Source organism: Streptosporangium sp. NPDC000239 (assembly GCF_040300765.1).
Classification (GTDB): domain Bacteria; phylum Actinomycetota; class Actinomycetes; order Streptosporangiales; family Streptosporangiaceae; genus Streptosporangium.
In genome coordinates this window covers 29,029-51,266 of sequence record NZ_JBEPEI010000002.1, presented here as the reverse complement: position 1 = coordinate 51,266, position 22,238 = coordinate 29,029, and the positions used below count along the sequence as shown (strand labels likewise).

The 22,238-nt window shown below is 70.5% G+C and carries 20 protein-coding genes; 14 read left to right on the top strand and 6 right to left on the bottom strand.

What is annotated here, in order from left to right; genetic code table 11:
* The first annotated feature begins 214 nt into the window (after positions 1–214).
* Together frr and ABT340_RS05735 are read left to right on the top strand one after the other, a co-directional pair.
* Positions 215–772, top strand: a complete 558-nt coding sequence (frr, locus tag ABT340_RS05740) for a ribosome recycling factor (RefSeq protein WP_352009513.1) — start codon at positions 215–217, stop codon at positions 770–772.
* A gap of 68 nt (positions 773–840) precedes the next feature.
* Positions 841–1,671, top strand: coding sequence for a phosphatidate cytidylyltransferase (locus tag ABT340_RS05735; protein WP_352009512.1), 831 nt, complete (start codon positions 841–843; stop codon positions 1,669–1,671).
* 4 nt (positions 1,672–1,675) lie between these two features.
* On the opposite strand, the gene ABT340_RS05730 is transcribed toward ABT340_RS05735, so the two are convergent.
* Positions 1,676–2,755, bottom strand: a complete 1,080-nt coding sequence (locus ABT340_RS05730; RefSeq protein ID WP_352009511.1) for a suppressor of fused domain protein — start codon at positions 2,753–2,755, stop codon at positions 1,676–1,678.
* Between the two features lie 75 nt (positions 2,756–2,830).
* Here ABT340_RS05730 and rlmN point away from each other — a divergent pair, with 75 nt between their 5' ends.
* Positions 2,831–3,961, top strand: a complete 1,131-nt coding sequence (gene rlmN, locus ABT340_RS05725) for a dual-specificity RNA methyltransferase RlmN (protein WP_352009510.1) — start codon at positions 2,831–2,833, stop codon at positions 3,959–3,961.
* A gap of 146 nt (positions 3,962–4,107) precedes the next feature.
* On the opposite strand, the gene ABT340_RS05720 is transcribed toward rlmN, so the two are convergent.
* The 3 genes from ABT340_RS05720 to ABT340_RS05710 all read right to left on the bottom strand — a co-directional run bounded on the left by ABT340_RS05720 (position 4,108) and on the right by ABT340_RS05710 (position 6,249).
* Positions 4,108–4,770: a hypothetical protein gene (locus ABT340_RS05720; RefSeq protein WP_352009509.1), complete on the bottom strand. Its 663-nt coding sequence runs from the start codon at positions 4,768–4,770 to the stop codon at positions 4,108–4,110.
* Between the two features lie 94 nt (positions 4,771–4,864).
* On the bottom strand, positions 4,865–5,575 hold the full coding sequence (locus tag ABT340_RS05715) for an ABC transporter ATP-binding protein (protein ID WP_352009508.1): 711 nt from the start codon (positions 5,573–5,575) through the stop codon (positions 4,865–4,867).
* Between the two features lie 179 nt (positions 5,576–5,754).
* Complete coding sequence (locus ABT340_RS05710) at positions 5,755–6,249, bottom strand: Lrp/AsnC family transcriptional regulator (RefSeq protein ID WP_352009507.1); 495 nt, start codon at positions 6,247–6,249, stop codon at positions 5,755–5,757.
* Positions 6,250–6,446: 197 nt separating this feature from the next.
* On the opposite strand from ABT340_RS05710, the gene ABT340_RS05705 reads away from it, so the two are divergent.
* From ABT340_RS05705 to ABT340_RS05660, 10 genes are all read left to right on the top strand, one after another.
* On the top strand, positions 6,447–7,904 hold the full coding sequence (locus ABT340_RS05705) for a gamma-aminobutyraldehyde dehydrogenase (RefSeq protein ID WP_352009506.1): 1,458 nt from the start codon (positions 6,447–6,449) through the stop codon (positions 7,902–7,904).
* A 26-nt stretch (positions 7,905–7,930) separates the two neighbouring features.
* Positions 7,931–9,085: an ABC transporter ATP-binding protein gene (locus ABT340_RS05700; protein WP_352009505.1), complete on the top strand. Its 1,155-nt coding sequence runs from the start codon at positions 7,931–7,933 to the stop codon at positions 9,083–9,085.
* 14 nt (positions 9,086–9,099) lie between these two features.
* Positions 9,100–10,344, top strand: a complete 1,245-nt coding sequence (locus ABT340_RS05695; RefSeq protein ID WP_352010156.1) for a polyamine ABC transporter substrate-binding protein — start codon at positions 9,100–9,102, stop codon at positions 10,342–10,344.
* A gap of 12 nt (positions 10,345–10,356) precedes the next feature.
* Complete coding sequence (locus tag ABT340_RS05690; protein ID WP_352009504.1) at positions 10,357–11,208, top strand: ABC transporter permease; 852 nt, start codon at positions 10,357–10,359, stop codon at positions 11,206–11,208.
* Complete coding sequence (locus tag ABT340_RS05685; RefSeq protein WP_352009503.1) at positions 11,205–12,011, top strand: ABC transporter permease; 807 nt, start codon at positions 11,205–11,207, stop codon at positions 12,009–12,011. The genes ABT340_RS05690 and ABT340_RS05685 overlap by 4 nt, the downstream gene beginning before the upstream one ends.
* Before the next feature lie 171 nt (positions 12,012–12,182).
* Entirely contained in the window at positions 12,183–13,577 is a 1,395-nt protein-coding gene (locus ABT340_RS05680) for an NAD(P)/FAD-dependent oxidoreductase (protein WP_352010155.1), read from the top strand.
* A 71-nt stretch (positions 13,578–13,648) separates the two neighbouring features.
* Positions 13,649–14,533 (top strand): alpha/beta hydrolase, encoded by an 885-nt coding sequence (locus ABT340_RS05675; protein ID WP_352009502.1) that lies wholly within the window; start codon positions 13,649–13,651, stop codon positions 14,531–14,533.
* Between the two features lie 128 nt (positions 14,534–14,661).
* The gene (locus ABT340_RS05670; protein ID WP_352009501.1) at positions 14,662–15,840 is read left to right on the top strand and encodes a DUF418 domain-containing protein; all 1,179 of its coding nucleotides are present in this window, start codon (positions 14,662–14,664) and stop codon (positions 15,838–15,840) included.
* A gap of 8 nt (positions 15,841–15,848) precedes the next feature.
* Entirely contained in the window at positions 15,849–16,154 is a 306-nt protein-coding gene (locus ABT340_RS05665) for a hypothetical protein (protein WP_352009500.1), read from the top strand.
* A 91-nt stretch (positions 16,155–16,245) separates the two neighbouring features.
* Positions 16,246–17,448, top strand: a complete 1,203-nt coding sequence (locus ABT340_RS05660) for a cation:proton antiporter (RefSeq protein ID WP_352009499.1) — start codon at positions 16,246–16,248, stop codon at positions 17,446–17,448.
* A gap of 6 nt (positions 17,449–17,454) precedes the next feature.
* Here ABT340_RS05660 and ABT340_RS05655 read toward each other — a convergent pair whose 3' ends face one another.
* Complete coding sequence (locus ABT340_RS05655) at positions 17,455–18,390, bottom strand: carbohydrate kinase family protein (RefSeq protein ID WP_352009498.1); 936 nt, start codon at positions 18,388–18,390, stop codon at positions 17,455–17,457.
* A gap of 76 nt (positions 18,391–18,466) precedes the next feature.
* On the opposite strand from ABT340_RS05655, the gene ABT340_RS05650 reads away from it, so the two are divergent.
* Complete coding sequence (locus ABT340_RS05650) at positions 18,467–19,399, top strand: phosphotransferase family protein (RefSeq protein ID WP_352009497.1); 933 nt, start codon at positions 18,467–18,469, stop codon at positions 19,397–19,399.
* Between the two features lie 13 nt (positions 19,400–19,412).
* Here ABT340_RS05650 and ABT340_RS05645 read toward each other — a convergent pair whose 3' ends face one another.
* On the bottom strand, positions 19,413–22,100 hold the full coding sequence (locus ABT340_RS05645; RefSeq protein ID WP_352009496.1) for a PEP/pyruvate-binding domain-containing protein: 2,688 nt from the start codon (positions 22,098–22,100) through the stop codon (positions 19,413–19,415).
* Between the last annotated feature and the right edge of the window lie 138 nt (positions 22,101–22,238).

The following is a 22,238-nucleotide window of genomic DNA, read 5'->3' as shown; positions in this document are numbered from 1 at the left end:
ACGAGCCTGACGGAGCGAGCGGAGCGGTGGGCGACGTAGGAGTCTCCCGTGAAGTGAGTGAGTCGGGTCGGTGACCCGGAAGACGGGGAGCGAGCCTGACCGCGGTGAGCGGAGCGGAAGGCGGCACCGGCCATATGGAGGGACCCCTCCGGATGGTACGGCGTTCCGCGAAGCGGGTGTGGAATGGTGAGTGACCGAGAAGGCAGGAGCCGCTGTGATTGACGAAACTCTCTTCGAAGCCGAAGAAAAGATGGAGAAGGCCGTGGCCGTGGCGAAGGACGACTTCGCCGGCATCCGCACGGGCCGGGTCACCCCGTCGATGTTCAACAAGATCAGCGCTGAGTACTACGGCGCCCTCACGCCCATTCAGCAGCTGGCCTCGTTCCACGTCCCCGAGGCCCGTATGGTCGTGATCCAGCCCTTCGACAAGGGCTCGATGGCGGCGATCGAGAAGGCGATCCGCAACTCCGACCTCGGCGTCAACCCGGGCAACGACGGTCAGGTCATCCGGGTGGCCTTCCCCGAGCTCTCCGAGGAGCGCCGCAAGGAGTACATCAAGGTCGCCCGCACCAAGGCGGAGCAGTCCCGGGTGTCCGTCCGCAACATCCGCCGTCACGCCAAGGAGACCCTCGACAAGATGGTCAAGGACGGCGACGCGGGCGAGGACGAGGTGCGTCGCGCCGAGAAGGAGCTCGACGACCTCACCCAGAGGCACGTCGCCAAGATCGACGAGCTGCTCAAGCACAAGGAAGCCGAGCTGCTCGAAGTCTGAGCCTGTGATCCTTGTCCCGCCCGGCCTTCCGCGCGGGACAAGGATTTTTCGCATGAGAGTAGGGCCTCGTGGAACCTGCGACGGGCGGTAGCCGTACCGGCCGGAATCTCCCCGTCGCGATCGCGGTGGGTGCCGGTCTGGGAGCGGTCATCATCGCCTCCCTCTATTTCGTCGAGTGGCTCTTTCTCGCCGTGGTGATCGCGGCGGTGGGCATCGGCGTGACGGAGCTCGTCAAGTCGTTCGCGGCCAGGGACATCAACGTCCCGGTGGTCCCGGTTCTGGCCGGGATGGCCATCATGGTCTGCGGCGCCTACTGGGGCGGCAGGGACGGGCCCGCGTGGCTCGTCGGCGCCTTCGCGATGACCGTGCTCGTGCTGATGATCTGGCGGATGTTCCAGGGCACGGAGGGCTACGTCCGCGACATCTCCGCGACCCTGCTGGTGACCGTCTACCCGTCGTTGCTGGCCGGGTTCGTCGGGCTTCTGCTCGCCGATGACCAGGGGCCGGACCGGGTGGTCGTCTTCGTCGCGACCACGGCCGCCAGCGACATCGGCGGCTACTTCGCGGGCATCCTGTTCGGCAGGCACAAGATGTCGCCGCGGATCAGCCCGAAGAAGACCTGGGAGGGGCTGGCAGGCTCCGCACTGGCCTGCATGGCCGTCGGCGGCTGGCTGGTCGCGTGGCTGCTCGGCGACGCCGTGTGGAAGGGCGTGCTGATCGGCGCGGTCGCGGTCGCCTTCGCCACGCTGGGAGACCTCGTCGAGTCGGTGATCAAGCGGGACCTCGGCGTCAAGGACATGGGCAGCGTCCTGCCCGGTCACGGTGGCCTGATGGACCGCCTCGACTCGCTGCTGGCCGCGTTGATCCCGATCTGGGCGCTGCTGACGCTGCTGGTGTGAGCCCTCAGGTCCCGGTGATCCGGGCCGAGGAGAGGCGGGGCAGGAGCGCCCGGTGGCCCTCCTCGCCGACCAGGTCGAGCTCCTCGGCGGTGATCGGGACCAGCCACAGCCACTCGACGTCGTCCCCGCCGAAGGCGAAACCCGACAGGTCGGGCAGGCCGGGCAGGCCGCTCAGCATGATGACGCCCCCGTAGGGGGAGCCGAGCGGAAACGTCTCGGGGCGGTGGTACCACCTGGCGGTGTGGCCGTGTCCCAGCCAGGTGACCGAGTGCCAGGGATACTGGGCAAGCCACAGGAAGAGCCTGGCGGCCTCACGCGGGTCGCCGGGGGTGGCGACGGCGAGTTCGATCCTGGTGCGGGCCTGGGGCCGTTCGACGTACTGCTCGACGGTCGGCATCGGCTGGCAGCTCATTCCGACCGTGGACAGGACGGTGTACTCGCGTTGACCCTCGGGGGGCCGTTCCGTGATGCCGACCGTCGGCAGCCGGTCGCCTCCGGCGTCCCAGAACCTGCCCGCCGTGCCCACCGTCCTGTCCAGGTGGCCCATCACGAACTGCTGGAACGTCGCCCAGGCTCCCTCACCCGTCCGCCAGTCCCAGTAGGCGCGGGCCCTGGCCAGTCTGGGGGCCAGCCCCTCCAGGGCCTCCTCAAGCGACCAGGCGAACGGGAACTCTCCGACGGCGTCGAAGGAGTAGCCCGGCATGCCGCGGCTCATGTCGGCCCAGCCAGGAATGACCGCCAGCAACTCGTCGTTCTCGTACAGGGCGACGCCGTCGCCCTCCTCGAACCACAGCGCCCGCAACCTGCCCAGCGGTGCCCTGCCGTCGGGGTGCCCGGTGTTCGCCCTAGGCGCCACCGGGGGAAGCCCGGATTCGGGACGGGACGGGTCGAAGGCCTCGGGGGCGCGGCCGTGGTTTGCCAGCCACACCGCTCCGTGAACCGTGCCGTGAGGCCCGCGCAGGTAAGCTACCGAGGAGGTCTCGTCGCGTTCGACCACCAGGGTGCGGCTCCCGTAGGGATTGACGTCGGTGAACACGACCTCGACGTCGTCTCCCCGCTCGCCCGTGGAGCGGATTGTCGCCATACCTCCGGACTCTAGATCAGGGGCGAGCACCGCTTCCGAAGTATTCGCGTAACCGTCGAGAGAAGGCTTTGCACCGTGTCCACTGCCAGCCAGAGCCAGAGCCGGACTCCCGCCCCCGGCCAGCTCACCTTCGTGGCGCCCCGCAGGGCGAAGCCCGCCCGTCACCTGGCCGATCTGACCATGGCCGAGCGCAAGGCCGCGGTCACGGAGCTCGGTGAGAAGGCGTTCCGCGCGGACCAGCTCTCCCGGCACTACTTCGAGAAGCTCAACGGCGACCCGGCCCTCATGACGGACCTGCCCGCCGCGGCCAGGGAGAAGCTCGCCGCCGCGCTGTTCCCGAAGCTGCTGACGTCGGTCAGGGAGCTGACGACCGACAGGGGCACGACCCGTAAGACGCTGTGGCGGCTGTTCGACGGCGCGCTGGTCGAGTCCGTCCTGATGCGCTACCCGGACCGGACGACCATCTGTGTCTCCTCTCAGGCGGGCTGCGGGATGAACTGCCCGTTCTGCGCGACGGGCCAGGCGGGCCTGACCCGCAACATGTCCACCGCCGAGATCGTCGAGCAGGTGGTCGCGGGAGCCAGGGCTCTCGCCTCCGGCGAGGTCCCAGGAGGGCCGGGCCGGATCAGCAACGTCGTCTTCATGGGCATGGGCGAGCCGCTGGCCAACTACAAGGCCGTGATCGGGGCCGTGCGCAGGCTGGTCGAGCCCGCCCCTTCGGGGCTGGGCATCTCGGCGCGCGGGGTCACGGTCTCGACCGTCGGCCTGGTCCCGGCGATCGGCAAGCTCGCCGAGGAGGGGCTGCCGGTGACGCTGGCGCTGTCGCTGCACGCCCCGGACGACGAACTGCGCGACACCCTGGTGCCGATCAACACCCGCTGGAAGGTGGCCGAGGTCCTCGACGCCGCCTGGAAGTACGCGGCCAGGACCAAGCGCCGTGTCTCGATCGAGTACGCCCTGATCAAGGACATCAACGACCAGGAGTGGCGGGCCGACCTGCTCGGCAAGCTGGTCAGGAACAAGCTCGTGCACGTCAACCTGATCCCGCTCAACCCCACCCCGGGCTCGAAGTGGACCGCCTCCCGCCCGGAGGACGAGCAGGCCTTCGTCCGCCGCCTGGAGTTCCACGGCGTCCCGGTGACGGTCCGCGACACCAGGGGCCGCGAGATCGACGGTGCCTGCGGCCAGCTCGCCGCCGCCGAATAGCCCCCGAACAGTCCAGGCAACCCCCCAGGCCCTACGGCCGGCCCCCCGGCCGCCGCCCGCCGTACCGACCCGCCCCCGCACCCGGCGCCCCCCGCCGCACCCGGTCCTCGCCGTCACGCCTTGACACGGGCCAAGGGCGGCGTCCGTCAGGGGCGGGAGCGGCGCAGTCTGAGGTAGGCCAGCACGCCCGCCGCGGACCACAGGAGTGTCGCGGTGGCTATCGGGAGCAGGACCTCGTCGAGCCTGCCCGAGTTGGTCGCCCGCATCCACGGCATGATCGGCACCAGGAAGGACCCGATCGGGGTGAGGCTGAGCAGCAGCATGGCCGTGTAGCCGCCGAACAGGGCCACCAGGGAGGTGGCGGGGGAGGGCAGGATCGGGGCGCTGGCGAGCGCGCCGAGCGCGGTGCCGACGCACACCCCGAGCAGGTGGAGCCCGACGCCGCGCGCCAGGTCGCCCGGCGCGGGCAGGACGCCGAAGCGGATGATCAGGGGGGCCACGATCGCGACCGCCGCCAGGCCGAGGTTGACGGCGAAGGCGGCGACCAGGCCGGAGGTGACCTCCCGGCCGGGGTTTCCCGCCGCCGTCATCGAGATCAGCCGCTGGGTCGGCGGTTCGGTGTCGAGCAGGCTCCTGGCGGCCCAGGCGAAGACGACGATGAGCAGCGCGGCCGAGTCGCTGTAGCCCTCAAGGGCGGGTCCCGGCGACGAGTAGAAGATCGCCAGCATCGCGAACAGGGCGATCACCGGCTGGAGCAGGCGGTGCGACCGGGTGTAGGCGGCCAGCTTGAAACGGACGAGGGGGATCATCTGGCCTTCCTGGGCGTTGCGGCCGCCTTCGGATGGGGGAGGGCGCCGTAGGGAGTGATCTGCCTGACGCCGGGAAGGCGTGACGCGGAGGGGGTCACAGGGCCCGCCTGGTCGTGTAGCCGTCGGCGTGGAGCTTCTGCTCGACCTCGTCGGCCTCCGCGGCGTCGACGAGCACCTCGATCACGACCTGCTTGGGGCGCTCTCCCGCCTGGGTGGTCACCGTACCGCCCGCGACAAGCCAGTGGTCGGCGCCGGGGAAGTTCTCCAGCTGGTTCTGGTGGTCGCTCACCACGACCGTCCCGCCGTTCGCGGCGATCTCGCCGATCATGGCGGGCAGTTCGCCCCGGGTGTGCGCGTCGAGCCCGGCGAAGGGCTCGTCCAGGATGAGCAGGTCCGGCGGGTCCAGCAGCGACTGGATGAGCCCGATCTTCTGGGCGCTGCCCTTCGACAGGTCGCCGAGCGGCTGTTCGAGCAGGTGGGTCGCCTCAAGCCGGTCGGCGAGGCGTCCTATGGCGGCGGGGGAGACCCCCCGGATCTCGGCCATGTGGGTCAGGTAGGCGGTGACGGTGAACGGCTGGCCGATGGGGAAGACGTCGGGGGCGTAGCCGACGACGCGGGGCCGTTGGGCGACGGTGCCCTTGGAGGGCGGGACGATCCCGGCCAGCAGGCGCAGCAGGGTGGACTTGCCGGCTCCGTTCTTGCCGGTGACCTCGATGACGGAGCCGGGCCGTAGCGTGAGGTCGATGTCCCGCAGCACCCACGGACCGCGTCGCGAGTATCTGAAGAACACCTTGGAGAGCCGCATGCCTGGTACCACTTTCGTGATCACCCGTTTCCGTCGCTGAGGCGCGCGTGTGGTCGCGGGGGAAACGCTAGCAATTAGGAAATAAAGTTAACAGAAAGCGTGCCGCCCCAGGAGGCCGGTGGGTCCCCCAAGGAATGTCCCAGAAGGGTAGTGGGCTTCCCGAGAAACGCTCCAAGGGGTCAGCGGGTGCCCCAGGAGTAGGTCTGCTTGTGGAGTTTGAGGAAGACGAACGTCTCCGTGCCGCGGACCGCGGGAATGGCGCGGATCTTGCCCAGGATCTCCAGCAGGTGCTGGTCGCTCTCGCAGACCGCCTCGACCATGATGTCCATCGCGCCCGCGGTCAGCACGACGTAGTCGAGCTCGGCGATGAGGGACAGCTCCTGGGCCACCGCCTCCAGGTCGCCCTCGCACTTGATGCCGATCAGGGCCTGGCGGGAGAAGCCGAGGGTCAGCGGGTCGGTGACCGCGACGATCTGCATGACACCGCCGTCGATCAGGCGCTGGACCCGCTGGCGCACCGCGGCCTCGGACAGGCCGACCGCCTTGCCGATCGCCGCGTACGGCTTGCGCCCGTCCGCCTGTAACTGCTCGATGATCTTCTTTGAGATCTCGTCGAGGACGACGGTGCCGGGTCTGGCGTCGTTCTCGCGGCGTGCCTTGGACGGGGTCGTCATGCGCGCTCCCTGAGACGTCCTGATGCGTGTGTGTCGCCGGTGTTCTCGCGGCTCTGGTGCGACATCGTGTCAGTTATTACGTCTCTGTCAAGCGATTTCGTAGCAATTTGATATCTTAACAACGAAATCCCTTGTCGAGGGTCTTCTCCTCTGTAAGAGTCTCGACGACTCAGCTCGAAAGAACTAGGAGGTCAACGGTGACCACCCCGGTTGAGAACCGTGAATCCGCCCGGCTGCGCAACTACGTCGACGGTGAGCTCGTGGACGCCAGAAGCGGCAGGTTCTCCGACGTCATCGACCCCTGCACCGGGGAAGCCTATCTTCAGGCCCCGGTCTCCGGAGCCGAGGACGTCGACGCCGCCTACGCCGCCGCGACCGCCGCCTTCGAGTCGTGGAGCCAGACCACCCCGGGTGAGCGCGCCGGTCTGCTGCTGAAGGTCGCCGACGCGATCGAGGCCAGGGCGGATGAGCTGAACGAGGCCGAGTGCCGCAACACCGGCAAGCCGCTCGCCCGCATGGCCGAGGACGAGACCCCGGTGGCCGCCGACCACTTCCGGTTCTTCGCGGGCGCCGCGCGCACGCTTGAGGGGCCGACGTCGGGTGAGTTCCTCGCCGACCACACCTCCGTGATCAGGCACGAGCCGATCGGCGTCGTCGGCCAGGTCACGCCGTGGAACTACCCGCTGATGATGGCGGTGTGGAAGATCGCCCCCGCGCTCGCCGCGGGTAACACCGTGGTGCTCAAGCCCTCCGACACCACCCCGGTCTCCACCGTCAAGCTCGCCGAGATCATCGGTGAGATCCTGCCGAAGGGCGTCTTCAACGTCGTCGTCGGCGACCGCGAGACCGGCGCGCTGGTCGTCGGCCACCCGTCGGCCCAGATGGTCGCGATCACCGGCTCCGTCGGCGCGGGCATGGCCGTGGCCAGGTCGGCGGCCGACGACCTCAAGCGCGTCCACCTCGAACTGGGCGGCAAGGCCCCCGTGGTGGTCTTCGACGACGTCAAGGACCTCAAGGCGGCCGCCGAGGCCATCGCGACCGCCGGGCTGTACAACGCGGGTCAGGACTGCACCGCGGCCTGCCGGGTGCTGGTCCAGGAGGACGCCCACGACGCCTTCGTCGCCGCGCTCACCGAGGCCGCGGCCGCGACCGTCACCGGTGACCTGTCCGTCGAGGACGCCCTGTACGGCCCGCTCAACAACGCCGCCCAGCTGGAGCGGGTCGCGGGCTTCCTTGAGCGCGTCCCCGGGCACGCCAAGGTGCTGACCGGCGGCGAGCGGGTCGGCGAGCGGGGCTACTTCTTCGCCCCGACCGTCGTCGACGGCCTGCGCCAGGACGACGAGATGGTGCAGAACGAGGTCTTCGGCCCGGTCATCACGGTGCAGACCTTCTCCGACGAGGCCGACGCGGTCGCCAAGGCCAACGGTGTCAGGTACGGCCTGTCCAGCTCGGTCTGGACCTCCGACCACGGCCGGGCGATGCGGGTCTCCAGGAGGCTGGACTTCGGCGTCGTGTGGGTCAACACCCACATCCCGTTCGTCTCGGAGATGCCGCACGGAGGGTTCAAGCACTCCGGATACGGTAAGGACCTGTCGGTTTTCGGCCTTCACGACTACCTTCGCGTAAAGCACGTCATGCACTACATCGGCGAGTAGCCGCAGACAGAGAGATTAAGCCTGGTATGACCGAAATCCAGGCGGGCTCAGAAGAGGAGGGGGCGGTTGCGGCCGCCCCCTCCTCCCCCCAGGTGCCCGCCATCGAGCTCTCCGGAGTCGTCAAGGAGTACCTCGCCCAGGGTGAGGTCGTCCAGGCGGTCAAAGGGGTCACACTGAGCATCGCCGGAGGCGAGTTCTTCTCCCTCCTGGGGCCCTCGGGCTGCGGCAAGACGACGACCATGCGGATGATCGCCGGGTTCGAGGACCCCTCGCGCGGCACGGTCAGGCTGCACGGCCAGGACGTCACCGGGGTCCCGCCGAACAGGCGCGACGTGAACATGGTCTTCCAGTCCTACGCGCTGTTCCCGCACATGAACGTCTGGGAGAACGTCGCCTTCGGCCTGCGGCGCAGGAAGGTCGCCGAGGCCGAGATCAAACGGCGCGTCGGGGAGATGCTGGAGATCGTCGACCTCACCGGGCGGGAGAAGCGCCGCCCCAGGGAGATGTCCGGCGGCCAGCAGCAGCGCGTCGCCCTGGCCCGCGCCCTGGTCAACAACCCCCGCGCGCTCCTGCTCGACGAGCCGCTCGGCGCCCTGGACCTTAAGCTCCGCCAGGCCATGCAGATCGAGCTCAAGCGCATCCAGCGCGAGGTCGGCATCACCTTCGTCTACGTCACCCACGACCAGAGCGAGGCGCTCACCATGAGCGACCGCATCGCCGTCATGAACGACGGCCTGGTCGAGCAGCTCGCCCCGCCCCGCGAGATCTATGAGCGTCCGGCCACCGCGTTCGTCGCCGGCTTCATCGGCACCTCCAACCTCCTCGACGGCGTCGTCGAGGAGACGGGCGCCGGGCGGGCCGTCCTGCGGGCGGGACACGGAGGGCGCGTCCTGGTCGAGGGGGACGCCCACGTCACGGGGGACCGCGTCGCGGTCACCGTGCGCCCGGAGAAGATCACGATCTCCGCCGGGGAGCCGGAGGGCGACCTCAGCGCGGTGCGCGGCACCGTCTCCGAGGTCGTCTACCTGGGGCTCTACAACAGCTACACGGTGCGCCTCGCCGACGGCGCCGAGATCACCGTCTTCCAGCAGAACGCGCTCGACAGCACGAGCACGGCCGAGCGTGGCGAGGCCGTCTGGTTGTCGTGGCAGGCACGCCACTCGTACGTGATCGGAAGTTGACGTTGACCACAGCCATGGACCCCCGCTCCAACCCCGCCCTGCTGCGGGGCCTGACGCAAAACCGCTCGGTCACCCGCCGCGACGCCCTGCGTCTGGCCGGGCTCTCGGCCGCCGGGCTCGCCCTGGCCGGTTGCGGCATCCAGGGCAAGAAGCCCGTGACCACACCGAAGAAGGACGCGGTCGCCGACTTCTGGACCGGTAAGAAGCGCAACGGGACGATGCGGTTCGCCAACTGGCCGCTGTACATCGACAAGGACGGCAAGAGGTACCCGTCGCTGGAGATGTTCACCGCCGACACCGGGATCAAGGTCTCCTACAAGGAGGTCATCCAGGAGATCCCGTCCTTCTTCGGCAAGATCCAGCCGCTGCTCGCCGCGGGCAACGACATCGGCCACGACCTGATGGTGCTGACCAACGGCATCCACCTCGGCCGGGCCATCCAGCTCGACTACCTGGCCCCGCTGGACCACTCCAAGCTGCCCAACTTCGCCGCCAACGCCGCGCAGAAGGTCAAGAACCCGACGTGGGACCCGGGCAACGCCCACACGATCCCGTGGACGGTCGGGCTGACCGGCATCGCCTACAACCCCAAGTACGTCGACGAGGTCAAGAGCGTCGAGGACCTCTGGAACCCCAAGTACAAGGGCAAGGTCGGCATGATGACCGACAGCGAGGAGATCGCCAACGTCGGGCTGTTCTCCCTGGGCATCGACCCCGACACCTCGACGGAGGCCGACTGGCGCAAGGCGGCCGAGCGGCTCCAGGCGCAGCGCGACGCGGGGCTGGTGCGCAAGTACTACGAGAACGACTACGTGGACGCGCTCGCCAGGGGCGACGTGTGGATCACCATGGCCTGGTCGGGCGACATCTTCCAGCAGGTCGCCGAGGGCAAGGACCTCAAGTTCGTGGTCCCCCAGGAGGGCGGCACGATCTGGACCGACAACATGTGCATCCCCAGGACCGCGCAGAACCCGGTGGACGCGCTGACGTACATGGACTACGTCTACCAGCCCAAGATCGCGACGACCCTGGTCGAGGCCATCAACTACATCACGCCGGTCCCGGCGACCAAGGACCTGGTCCTCGCCGACGCGGCCAAGCAGTCCGGTGAGGACAAGGCGGCGCTCGAACAGCTGGCGAACAGCCCGATGATCTACCCCTCGGACGCCGACATGGCCAGGCTGCGTTCCTACGTGACCCTCGACGGGGCCAAGGAGAAGACCTTCGAGTCCATCTTCCAGCCGATCACCCAGGGCTGACGGAGAGCCCCGGTGAAGCGCCTCACCCCCTACCTGCTCATCCTGCCGGGCGGTCTGTGGTTACTGATCTTCCTGGTGGTGCCGATGGTCTTCATGGCCTCGGTCTCCACCCAGGAGGGCGACATCCTGAACGGCTTCGTGCAGACCTTCGACTTCTCCGTGTACGGCGACGCCCTGACGCGCTACCAGACGCAGTTCCTGCGCTCGGTCGGGTACGGCCTCGTGGGCACGGCCGTCTCCATCGCGATGGCCTATCCGGTGGCGTACTGGATCGCCTTCAGGGGCGGTTCCCGCAAGTCCACCTACCTGCTGCTGGTGCTGCTGCCGTTCTTCGTGTCGTTCGTGCTGCGCACGGTCTCGTGGAAGTTCCTGCTGGCCGACGACGGCCTGCTGCTGTCGCCGTTGAAGGCGATGGGCCTGGTGGCCCAGGACTTCCACGTCCTGCAGACCACGGTCGCGGTGATCGGCGGCCTGGTCTACAACTACCTGCCGTTCATGATCCTGCCGATCTACGTGGCGCTCGAACGGATCGACCCCCGGGTGGTCGAGGCGGCCCAGGACCTCTACGCGGCCAGGAGCCAGGCCTTCACGAAGGTCGTGCTGCCGCTCTCGCTGCCCGGGGTCTTCGCCGGGGTGCTGATGACGTTCGTCCCGATGACCGCCGACTACGTCAACGCCGGGATCCTCGGCGGCCCGGCCAACACGATGATCGGCAACATCATCCAGACCGAGTATCTCGTCAACGCCGACTATCCGACCGCGGCGGCGCTGTCGTTCACGCTGATGGCGGTGATGCTGGTCGGCATCTTCGCCTACGCCAGGGCGCTGGGCACCGAGAACGTGCTGGAGGCGGCGGCCCGATGAGCGCACCGGAGATCACCAGACCCAGGGTCAGGTTCGGCGAGCGGCTGCTGTGGGGCTACGTCTGGCTGGTCATCGCCTGGCTGTTCCTGCCGATCGTGGTCATGATCGTCTTCGGGTTCAACGACACCGCGAGCAAGTCGAACGTCACCTGGCAGGGCTTCACGCTCAGGTGGTGGGGCAGGCTGGGCGACTATCCCGAGCTGATCGGGGCCGTGGGCAACTCACTGCAGGTGGCCCTGCTCGCCACGCTGATCACCACGGTGATCGGCACCCTCATGGGGCTGGCGCTCGGCCGTCACCGTTTCCGCGGGCAGGGCGCGACCAACCTGGTGCTGTTCGCCGCGATCGCCTCACCCGAGCTCGTCATGGGCGCCTCGCTGCTGTCGCTGTTCGTCAGCGCCGGGGTGGACACCGGGTTCTGGACCGTGGTCGTGGCGCACGTGCTGTTCTCGCTGTCGTTCGTGGCCATCACCGTGCGGGCCAGGGTGATCGGGCTCGACAGGTCGGTCGAGGAGGCGGCCAGGGACCTGGGCGCCTCCACCTGGACCACCTTCTGGCGGGTGACGTTCCCGATGATCCTGCCCGGCGTCGTCTCCGGCGCGCTGCTGGCCTTCGCGCTGTCCATCGACGACTTCGTGATCACCCAGTTCACCAGCGGGGCCATGGAGACCTTCCCGCTGTGGATCTGGGGGGCCACCAGGATCGGCATCCCGCCGCAGGTCAACATCCTGGGAACGCTTATATTCGCGGTAGGCGTCGTGATCGCCGTGGTCAACACGGTGACCGCCCGCCGCCGCACTTGACCGTCGCCTGAGCCCGTGCCGCCGCCGGTGGCACGGGCTCAGGCGCATCAGGATCCTCGACAGAGAACAGGGAGGCGAGATCGGACTCAGGCGGGGGGAACCCGCGCGTGGCCCCCAAGGCCCCGCGACACACACAAAGACTCTTTGACTCACCGTAGGGAAGTGAGATTTGTGGATCCGCTGAAGGCTCTTGCTGACGCGGAGCGCAAGCCGTACTGGCTCGACAGTCCGGCGAAACCCGAGCCGCTGCCGCGGCTCTTCGGAAACACGACCGCCGGGCTCGCGGTGGTCGGCGGTGGCTTCTCGGGGCTGTGGACGGCCCTGATGGCCAAGGAGCGGGACCCGTCGCTGGACGTCGTCCTGCTGGAGGGAAAGAAGATCGGCTGGGCGGCGTCCGGTCGTAACGGCGGATTCGCCATGGCGACGCTCACCCACGGCATCGCCAACGGCCTTGAGCGCTGGCCGGAGGAGATCGCCCTCCTCGAACACATGGGACTGACCAACCTCGACGAGCTCGGCGAGACGGTCGCCAGGTACGGCATCGACTGCGGCTACGAGCGGACCGGGGAGCTGCACGTGGCCACCGAGCCGTGGCAGCTCGCGGAGATGCACCAGAGCGTCGAGGTCGCCAGGGAGCTGGGTGTCCGTTTCGACGTCCTCGACCAGGACCAGGTCAGGGCGGAGGTGAACTCGCCCACCTACGTGGGAGGCCACTGGGAGCGTGACGGCTGCGCCATGCTCGACCCCGCCCGGCTGGCCTGGGGCCTCAGGCAGGCCTGTCTCTCACTGGGCGTGCGCGTCCACGAGCGCACGCCGGTCAGGCACATGCGGGACACCGGGACGCACATGGAGCTGCTCACCCCGCACGGCACGGTCAGGGCCGAGAAGGTGGCGCTCGGCACCGGAGTGTTCCAGCCGCTGCTGCGCAGGCTGAAGCACTTCCTGGTGCCGGTCTACGACTACGCGCTGATGACCGAGCCCCTGTCGGAGGAGCAGCTGGCATCGGTCGGCTGGCACAACCGGCAGGGCGTCGGAGACTCGGCCAACCAGTTCCACTACTACCGGCTGACCTCGGACAACCGCATCCTCTGGGGCGGCTACGACGCGGTCTACTACAACGGCGGGAGGATCAAGCCGGAGTACGAACAGCGCGACGAGACCTTCGTCAAACTGGCCGAGCACTTCTTCACGACCTTCCCGCAGCTGTCGGGGCTGCGCTTCACCCACCGGTGGGGCGGCGTCATCGACACCTGCAGCCGTTTCAGCGCCTTCTACGGAACCGCGCACGGCGGACGCCTGGCCTACGCCGCCGGATACACCGGCATGGGGGTCGGCGCGACCAGGTTCGGGGCGAACGTCATGCTCGACCTGCTCGGCGGCGAATCGACCGAGCGGACCGAGCTGCGGATGGTCAGGGAGAAGCCGCTGCCGTTCCCGCCGGAGCCGGTCCGCTCCGCCGGGATCCAGATGACCCGCTGGTCGATCGCCCAGGCCGACCTCCACCAGGGCCGTCGCAACCTCTGGCTGCGCACCCTGGACAAGATGGGTCTCGGGTTCGACTCCTAGCCGTCGTCCCCGGCCCTCGGCGCGTACGGCCGAGGGCCGGGGACGTTCGCGGAGCCGTACAGTCTGGGGGCATGAGCGAGAGGGTTGAGTTCGAGGCCGACGGGATCACACTCGTCGGTGACCTGCGCGTGCCCGAGGGGCCGGGGCCGCGTCCGGCGCTGGTGCTGACCGGGCCGTTCACCGGGACACGCGGCCAGGTCGCCGGCCGCTACGCCGAGGCGCTGACCGGGGCCGGCTACGTGACGCTGGCCTTCGACCACCGCAACTGGGGCGAGTCGGGCGGCACGCCGCGCGGGCACGAGGATCCGCAGGGCAAGCTGCGTGACCTGCGGGCCGCGGTCTCGCTGCTGCGCTCGCGTCCCGAGGCGGACGGCGGCCGGATCGGAGCGGTCGGGATCTGCCTCGGCGCGGGCTACGCGCTCAGGTTCGCCGCCCTCGACCCCCGGGTCGGGGCCTTCGCGGGCATCGCGGGGTCCTACGGCAATCCGTACGGCACGCGCGCCACGATGGGGGCGGGCTACCGGGAGGCGCTGGCCCGCCACGCCGAGGTCATGGAGCGTCAGGACCGGGGCGGGGAGGTGGAGTACCTGCCCGCCGTGGCGCAGGAGGGCGAGGCGGCCATGCCGGGGCCGGAACCGTTCGACTACTACGGCACGGGGCGGGGCGCCTGCCCGCACTGGCGAAACCTGGTCACCAGGGCCTCCCTGGGTGAGCTGCTCACCGTGGACGACATGACCGGCGCCGACTTCCTGGCCCCGACGCCGGGCCTGGTCGTGCACGGGGTGATCGACCGGATGAGCTCCCCGGAGGGCGCCGAGGAGGTCTACCGGCGGATGGAGGGGCCCAAGCGGCTCGTCTGGGTGGACGCCCGGCGGCACACCGACCTCTACGACGTCGAGCCCTGCGTCGCCCGGGCGGTGGAGGCCACGGCGGAGTTCCTCGCCGAACACCTCTGAAGGCGACATATCCGGATTTGTCGGTCTAGAGATCGCCCCAGCGGGGGAGAGGCTACATAGATCGATGTAGCCGACGGATGGGTCCGCGCGACGATGTCCCGCGGGCCGGGGACGGCGATCGTTGAAGGGTGACGACGCGACGCATCGACGTGCTCGACGTGCTCAGGGGCATCGCCATCATGGGCACGCTCGGCACCAACATCTGGATCTTCACCGACCCCCTGGGGCCGGCCGGGGTCATGGACGCCCTCTCCGGGAGCGGGGCGGCCGAGACCTTCCTGCACTTCCTGGCCAACGGCAAGTTCCTGGCCCTGCTCAGCCTGCTGTTCGGGGTGGGCATGGAGCTGCAGTACCGCTCGGCCGTACGGCGTGGCGTCACCTGGCCCGGCCGGTACCTGTGGCGGGCGGCGCTGCTGTTCGTCGAGGGACTGCTCCACTACGTGCTGATCTTCGAGTTCGACGTGCTCATGGGCTACGCCGTGGTCTCGGTCCTGGTGGCCTTCCTCATCGGCAGGAGCGACCGGGTGGTCAGGGCCTGGATGATCGTGACGGGGACGGTGTTCGCCGCCGTGATCGGCCTGATCACCCTCGCCCTCCTGTACGGCGTCGCCGATCTTTCCTCAGGGGCCGCGCCGTCGAGACGGTTCGCCGAGGGCGGCTACCTCGACCAGGTCACCGCCAGGATCGTCAACATGGGCACCTACCGCTTCGAGGCCGTGTTCATCGTCCCGCTGGGCGTCGTGCTGTTCCTGCTCGGCTCCCGCCTGGTGCGGGCGGGGGTCTTCGAGGACTCGGAACGCGGCGCCGTCCTGCGGCGCAGGCTGATGGTCCTCGGGCTCGGCGTCGGCGCGCCGCTGAACCTGCTGACGGCCTTCTCCGGAGAAGGCTGGTTCCTGGTCGACCGCTACCTGCTGCCGCCGCTGGTCGCGCTCGGCCTGCTGGGGCTGGTGACGACGGTCGCGCTCGGGGCGGGGGACGTTCAGGGCCGGATGCGCCGGGGGCTGACGGCCGTCGGCAGGACGGCGCTGAGCTGTTACGTCTTCCAGAACCTGGCGGGGGCGGTGCTCTGCTACGGCTGGGGGCTCGGCCTGGCCACGCGGTTCGAGGGACTGCGGCCGTGGTGGACGGTCGCCGCCTGGGCGGCCATCTGCGCGGTGTTCATGACGCTGGCCGCGCTGTGGCTGCGCCGCTTCGAGCGGGGGCCGCTCGAAATCCTCTGGCAGCGGGCGTATCTGATGTCGTGGCGCCCGGCCCGGGAAACGACGGTGACAGATGATAAAATAACGGACAATTCGCCTCAGGGTTAGGGTCCGGTTTGCAGAAGAGGGTCGTCGGTACGGTCGCCTCCCTTCTGTTCGTTCTGCTCACTGTCATCCACGCGCCGCTCCAGGCGCACCACGGGCTACGCCACGAACCCGGCGTCGCCGTGGCCCTGGCGAGCGGCGCGATCCTGCCCCCGGCCTCGCCGTACAAGGCGGGGCACAGCCTGCCTCCGCCCACGATCCGGCACGCCGGCCCGGCACGGGTGGTGTGGCTGCGCCCCCGGCCGCCCGTCACCGTCGTCACGCGGGCCGTACACGGCCCGTCCGAACCCCGGGCGCCTCCGTCCGGCGATCTCTGACGCACCAGATCGAGATCGTCCGACGGAGGTTTTTTCATGTTCTACGAATGCGCTTTCACCATGCCCGGAATCAGGCCGGAAGGAGGCCACCGTGGCACTGGGTGACGCTCTCATCGCCCTCGGCGGCTCCTTCCTCGCCGCCGGGATCATCGCCAGGCTCGGCGGCCGGATCGGACTGCCGACGATCCCCCTGTTCATGCTCGCGGGCATCATCTTCGGGCCGCACACCCCCGGGCTCGCCCTCGTGGAGAACCCGGCCGACCTGAAGGTCATCGCCACGCTCGGCCTGATCTTCCTGCTGTTCTACCTCGGCCTGGAGTTCTCCCTCGACAGTCTCATCGCGGGCGGCAGCAGGCTGGCGCTCGCCGGGACCGTCTACATCCTGCTCAACGTCGGGGGAGGCCTGATCTTCGGGTTCGCCCTCGGCTGGGGGACAAGGGAGGCGCTGGTCCTGGCCGGGGTGGTCGGGATCTCCTCCTCGGCCATCGCGACCAAACTGCTCGTCGACCTCGGGCGGATCGGCAACCCGGAGAGCCGCCTCATCCTGGGAATCATCGTGGTCGAGGACATCTTTCTCGCCCTCTACCTGGCGGTGTTGCAGCCGGTGCTCAGCGGTGCCGACTCCTTCGCCGCCGCCGCGCTCTCCTTCGGCAAGGCCTTCGCCTTCCTGATCGCGCTGACCGCGCTGGCCAGGTGGGGCACCCGGTTGGTCGACAGGCTCGTGACCACCAAGGACGACGAGCTGCTCGTGGTGATGTTCACCGGACTGGCGATCCTCACCGCGGGCGTCGCGGAGGAACTCGGCGTCTCCGACGCCATCGGGGCCTTCATGATCGGCCTGATCCTCAGCTCGACCAAGGCCGCGCCGCGCATCCGCCGGCTCGTCCATCCGCTCAGGGACGCCTTCGCGGCCCTGTTCTTCTTCGCGTTCGGCCTGTCCATCGAGCCCGGGGACATGCTCTCCGTCGCCTGGCCCGTCGCCATCGCGGTCATGCTCACCCTGGTGTTCAACGTGGCGGCGGGGGCACTGGCCGCCAGGATGAACTCCTTCGGCGCGACACAGGCGGTGAACATCTCACTGACCGTGCTCTCCCGAGGGGAGTTCGCCCTGGTCCTGGCGACCATGGCCGTGGCCGCCGGGCTCGACGGCAGGCTCGCGCCGTTCATCGCCGGATACGTGCTCATCCTCGCGCTGTTCGGGCCGCTGATCGCCAGCCGTTCGGAGTGGTTCGCCCGCCTGCTGCCGGGCGGGCGCGAACGGGCCGAGGCCCTCTCCACGGGACCGAGGAGCTAGCGGGGCTCACAGGTCACCGGCCCACGGAGGGTCGGCTCCGGGAACCGAGCAGGTGCGGGCGGCGGCCCCGGCCGCGAAGGCCGCCGCCCGCCCGGCCGCGTCCAGGTCGAGGGCGTCGAGCCGCCCGCCGAGCAGGCCGTCCGCGCGCAGCCGGTGCAGGAACGCGGCGGTGAAGGAGTCACCGGCCCCGACGGTGTCCACGACCCGTACGGCGGGCGCGGGCACCCTCACGCGCAGGCCGTCCAGGGAGACGAGCGCGCCCCCGGGACCGAGGGTCACCACGACCAGCCGGGCACCCGCGGCGTGCCAGGCGTCGCAGGCGCGCTCGGCCGTCTCACCGGGGCGGATCAGCTCCAGGTCGTCGAGGCTCAGCTTGACGACGTCGGCCAGCGCGCACCAGCGGGGCATCGCCTCCCGGTAGCGGTCAAGGGGGACGACGCCGGGGCGTACGTTGGGGTCGATCGAGACGGTCGTCCCGGCGGCGGCCCGCGCGAGCAGCTCCTCGATCCGCCCCGCCCCGGGGTCGTGGACCAGGGCGAGGGAGCCGGTGTGCAGGCAGACGGCGTCGCCGACCCGCTCGCCGGTCAGCTCCGCCGCACTCCACCGCCAGTCGGCCGCTCCCTCGGCGTGGAAGGAGTAGGCCGCCCGTCCCGCCTCGTCCAGAGTGGCGACGGCCAGGACGCTGGGCTCCTGCGCGCTCACGCAGCCGGTCAGATCGACGCCGGAGGCGTCCAGGTGGGCGCGGAACAGCTCCCCGAAGGGATCACGGGAGATCCGCCCGAGGAAGCGGACGGGCGTGCCGAGACGGGCCAGGGCCACGGCGGTGTTGGCGGGACCGCCGCCGGGCAGGACCCGCAGGGCGAGCCCGCCTCCCGGCGCCGTACCGGTGACGAAGGCGTCGGCGACACACTCGCCGAGCACGGCGATCCGATCACGGGACACGTGACGGTCCTTTCCCGAGGCGACCCACCGAGCCGATTCTTACAATCGGGCGGGGAACGGGGACAGGGGGGATGTCGTGTTGCGCGGTCTGGAGATTCCCGACGAGGAACGGCTCGCCGGGCGGATGGCCCGGCAGCTGGCCGACCGGCTGCCGCCGGGGTGCGTGATCTCGCCCTGGCGCCGGGGCGCCGACTACGCCGCGCTGCTCGTCGAGGCGGACGGCGAACGGCGGTTCGTGCTCAGGGTGCCGCTGCGGGAGGTCACCCCGACGGCCTACGACGGGACGGTCGACTTCGGGGCCGTCCTCGAACGCGAGGTCCTGGCGCACGGGGTTCTCGCCCGGGCGGGCGTGCCCGTCGCCGGTCTCAGGGGGTGGCGGCGAGCCCGGGGTGAGGGGGAGCGGTCGTGGATGCTCCTGGACCTCGTCCCCGACGACGGAGCGGCCGAACTCGGCGAAACGCGGCTGCGCCGCCTCGGTGAGGTCCTGGCGCGCGTCCACACGGCGGACGTCCCGGCGTCCCGGCGCGCGGGACTGGGCGCCGACTGCGCCCCGGAGGCGATGGCCAGGCGCATCGAGATCCGGGTGGGCGCGCTGGCCGCCCGCGTCCCCCTCGACGGGCACCGGGCGCTCGTCGAGGCGGCCACGGCGGTGGCCGGGGAGCGGGCCGGGCGGGCGCCGCTGCGGCTGCTCCACATGGACCTGCGCAGGGAGAACCTGTGCTTCCACGGGGACGACCTCGTCGCGGTGCTCGACCTGTCCAACTGCACGATGGGCGACCCCGCCGCCGAACTCGGCCGGATGAGGGCCTACGGCCTGCTGGAGGGGCCGCTGCTCGCGGGGTACGGCCAGGCCGGGGGCGAACCGGCCGACGAGCGGACGATCGCCGCCTACGCCGCCGACACCTTCGCCCTGCTCGGCCTGCTCGGCACGGACGAGTTCGCCGACCAGGCGCTGGTCGACCGGGCCGTGACGGGCCTCGGGTGGTGTGCGGAGGTGCTGCGCGGATGAGCCTCAGGTCGCCTCAGGTCGTGGTCACCGTTCCCGAGGTGCCGTCGACCGTGATCCGCAGGCCGGTGACGACGTGCTCGGTCGCGTGGGCGACACCGACGACGGCGGGGATGCCGTACTCCCTGGCCACCACGGCGCCGTGTGAGTTGGCCCCGCCCATCTCCATGACCAGGCCGCCCGCGGTGAGGAACAGCGGCGTCCAGCCGGGGTCGGTCGAGGGGCAGACCAGGATCTCCCCGGGTTCGAGGTGGGCCCCGACGGGGTCGAGGACGACCCTGGCCGTCCCGGTCACCGTCCCCGCCGAGGCGGGGGTCCCGGTCAGCGCGCCGTCGACCGGCTCCGCCGTGGCGACGGCCTCGGGTTCGGTGCCGTCGGACAGCACGACCCTGGGCAGGTGCCTGCGCAGCCGTTCCCGGTCCGCCTGGGCGCGCCGTTCCGCGACGAGCGCCAGGGAACCGGCGGGGTCGGCGGGCGGGGCAGACAGCAGGGCCCTGACCTCGCCGATCGTCAGGAAGAAGACGTCGCCGGGGGAGTCGAGGACGCCGCGGGAGGCCAGTTCGGCCCCGACGGCGGCCAGTTCGGCGCGCATCGCGGCCAGCACGGTCACCACGAGGAACTTGGGCAGCTCACGCAGCCCGGCCAGGGCCCGCGCCCTGCCGAGGGCGAAGCGGACGAGCGGCCCGCGGAGGCCACCGGCCCGGGCGGCGAGTGTCCTGATCATGACGGCCGCCTCCGCGGCGCCCCTGGCGAACACCTCGTCGGGAGCCTGGGAGAGGTCGTCCAGGCGCAGGTAGTTGGCCAGCACGCCCAGGACGTGCGTGGGGTCCTCCGACCAGCGGGGCACCCCCAGGTCGATCTCGGCGACCGCGCGGACGCCGTAGACCGCGAGGAACTCCCGCAGCTCCCGCTGGACCGTCCGCGGCAGCGTCCCGTCGTGGAAGCGCCGGGCCAGGTCGGCGGCGGGGACGGTGAGCAGCAGGGCGGCGGCGTCGGCGTCCCGCCTGATCCGGCCCGCCAGCCGCCACAGGGCCAGGTCCATCTCGGTGGTGACGTTGTGCGGCAGCCCGCGCAGCACGGTCGTCAGCTCCCCGGGCCGGGCCCGCCCGCCCAGGAGACGGGCGGCCAGGCCCAGCATGGCGAACCCGGCGATGGGGCCGGGCACGACGTGGGGAAGCAGGGGGACGGTCCGCGCGCTCAGCGTCCGCTCGACCCGGTCGAGCCGCTCAAGCGGGGTGGCGCTCTCCGGCAGCGGCGCCAGCTCGGCCCGCAGCCGTGACCTGAGGCGTTCGACCCGCCCCCGCGTGGCCCCGGGGTTCAGCACGGCCCGCACGACGTTGGAGGGGACGCGGAAGCGGCGCGCGATCCGCAGCACCCGCCGCAGCGCGGGCAGCACGGAGCGCCGGGTCACCCCGAAACGGGGGTCGTCGAACAGACCGCGCAGCACCACCGCCGACCTGGCCTCCATCACGTCCAGCAGGCGCGGCACGACCGCACGACCGGCCCGTCCGCGCATGACGCCGGTGACGTCGAGGAACAGCCGCCCGGCCGCCTCGGTCAGCTGCGGGGCCCCGGCGGTCACGTCGGCCACGGGGTTCCCCGCCAGCGCCGAGATCGAGGAGGAGATCAGCCGGAAGGCCGAGACGCCCATCGGGGTGAACGGCGCGTAGACGCCCTGCGCGACGCTGAAGGAGAAGTAGATCCGGGGGCCGCCCTCCGCCCGCGCCGCGGCGCTCTCGGGGACGGGGAAGAGGGTGGTGATCGGGCGCGACTGGGTCAGCCACAGCGAGCCGTCGGCGTCGATGGCCCACTCGGTGTCCTGCGGGCTCCCGTAGTGTTCCTCGACCCGCCCGCCCAGCGCGGCCAGCGCCCTGACCTGGTCGTCGGTGACGCAGGCCGACCCCGTCCCGTCCCCGAGGCCGACATGCTCGACGCCTCCCCCGGGCAGCGGCCGTACGGCCAGCAGCTTGTCGCCGGGGCGCCGCCCGGTGATCCGGCCGGTCGCGACGTCCACCACGAAGTGGTCGGGGTTGACGGAGCCGGAGACCACGGCCTCGCCGAGCCCGGGACTGGCGTCGATCACCGCCTCGTGCCGCCTGCCGGTGACGGGGTTGGCGGTGAACATCACCCCGGCGACCTCGGAGGAGACCATCTCCTGGATCACGACGGCCAGCAGGACGGACCGGTGGTCGACGCCGTTGGCCGCCCGGTAGGCGACCGCCCTGTCGGTCCACAGCGAGGCCCAGCAGCGCCTGACCGCGTCGAGCACGGCCTCCTCGCCCACCACGTTGAGGTAGGTGTCCTGCTGCCCGGCGAAGCTGGCGTGCGGCAGGTCCTCGGCGGTCGCCGAGGAGCGCACGGCGACCGGGCCGGAGGGACCGCCGGGGCCGCGCACGCCGTGCCGTACGGCCTCGGCGACCTCGGGGGGCACCGGGGCGGCGAGCACGAGGGCGCGGGCCCTGGCGGCCAGTTCGTTCAGGGCCGTGACGTCCCCGGCGGGGGTCGTGGCCAGCGCGTCGAGCACGTCGCCGAGACCCGCCCCCTCGGTGGCCGCGCGGTAGGCCCGTGTGGTGAGGCAGACCCCGGGCGGGACGGGGAAACCGGCCCTGGTGAGCACGCCGAGGTTGACGGCCTTGCCGCCGGCCAGGGGGAGCGCCTCCGCTCCGATGTCGGAGAACGGCAGGATCAACGGGCTGGCGGACATCGGCGAGCCTCCACAAGGCCACGGGCGGTGATCAGTGTCTTTCTCCCGTAAACGTAGGTCGGTGCGACCAGAAAGTCAACAAGTGATGAAATAAGGGGGAACGCCGCCGTGGAGACGGATCACGCCAACTGATCGATA

Coding starts and splice junctions, on each gene's coding strand:
- ABT340_RS05730 (WP_352009511.1), bottom strand. CDS start 2,755: ATGGCGACAATCCGCTCCACGGGCGAGCGGGGAGACGACGTCGAGGTC.
- ABT340_RS05720 (WP_352009509.1), bottom strand. CDS start 4,770: ATGATCCCCCTCGTCCGTTTCAAGCTGGCCGCCTACACCCGGTCGCAC.
- ABT340_RS05715 (WP_352009508.1), bottom strand. CDS start 5,575: ATGCGGCTCTCCAAGGTGTTCTTCAGATACTCGCGACGCGGTCCGTGG.
- ABT340_RS05710 (WP_352009507.1), bottom strand. CDS start 6,249: ATGACGACCCCGTCCAAGGCACGCCGCGAGAACGACGCCAGACCCGGC.
- ABT340_RS05700 (WP_352009505.1), top strand. CDS start 7,931: ATGACCGAAATCCAGGCGGGCTCAGAAGAGGAGGGGGCGGTTGCGGCC.
- ABT340_RS05695 (WP_352010156.1), top strand. CDS start 9,100: ATGGACCCCCGCTCCAACCCCGCCCTGCTGCGGGGCCTGACGCAAAAC.
- ABT340_RS05685 (WP_352009503.1), top strand. CDS start 11,205: ATGAGCGCACCGGAGATCACCAGACCCAGGGTCAGGTTCGGCGAGCGG.
- ABT340_RS05675 (WP_352009502.1), top strand. CDS start 13,649: ATGAGCGAGAGGGTTGAGTTCGAGGCCGACGGGATCACACTCGTCGGT.
- ABT340_RS05645 (WP_352009496.1), bottom strand. CDS start 22,100: ATGTCCGCCAGCCCGTTGATCCTGCCGTTCTCCGACATCGGAGCGGAG.